This window comes from Psychrobacter sp. T6-1 (assembly GCF_052258445.1).
Genome location: NZ_JBQQFC010000572.1, coordinates 1 through 976, shown reverse-complemented (window position 1 = coordinate 976; position 976 = coordinate 1). Strand labels below are relative to the sequence as shown.

Genomic DNA, 976 nt, shown 5'->3' with positions numbered 1-976 from the left:
ATCATTACTGAGTGCGATCCATCAACCACTTCACGCGAAGCAGTCTTTGCCAAGGTTCAAGCAGAAACAGGTGGCGACTTTGTCCATCCTTATAATGACCCTCGCGTTATCGCTGACCAAGCCACGTGCTCGCGTGAGTTTTTAGAGCAGATGGACGAGCGCGGCGTAAAGCCTGACATGGTTGTTGCCCCAATCGGCGGCGGCGGTATGATTTCAGGGACTTGCTTGACGCTATCGAACCTAGCTCCTGATGTCAAAATCTATGCCGCAGAGCCAGTCAATGCTGATGATGCAGCACGCTCGCTACATGCCGGCCACATTATTGCTGATGATGCGCCAGACACTATCGCTGATGGCCTAAAAGTGCCGCTTAAAGATTTAACTTGGCATTTTGTTAGCAACTATGTGACTGATATTTTGACAGCGACCGAAGAAGAAATCGTTGAAGCGATGAAGCTGACTTGGACGCATATGAAAATTATTATTGAGCCGAGCTGTGCGGTTCCGCTTGCCGTTATCTTAAAAAACAAAGACGTTTTTGCCGGCAAAAAAGTAGGCGTTATCATCACCGGTGGTAACGTTGACCTTGATAAATTGCCTTGGAATTAAATACTTGTTATTAACTGTCAGCAATTAAGTACTCAGTATGCAATGCTAACAGTGCTAAGTAAAAAACCACCAATCGCGCGTTAACTAAGCGTAAGTAGTACGCAAGTTTAAACGCATTTTTATACCTTTAAGTACAATTAACTAAGTATCTTTAATAACTTAGTACCGTTAATTAATTACAATCAATCAAATGGAGCTTGAACATGATTACTGAAGAATTAGAAGTTGGTTTTAACGTCCCTGCTGAAGTTGGTATGGATGAAGCGGATATCCAGACCCCTTGCTTAATTCTTGATTTAGACGCCCTTGAGCGCAACATCAAAAAAATGGGCGACTACGCCAAAGACCATAATATGCGTCACCGTAG

Annotated in this window: 1 protein-coding gene; it reads left to right on the top strand. The window is 43.6% G+C overall.

Annotated features, from left to right (window positions below):
- Window positions 1–609: pyridoxal-phosphate dependent enzyme (locus tag ACTXGO_RS14670; protein ID WP_443575040.1), on the top strand; the 609-nt coding region annotated here is incomplete at its 5' end.
- Window positions 610–976 lie beyond the last annotated feature (367 nt).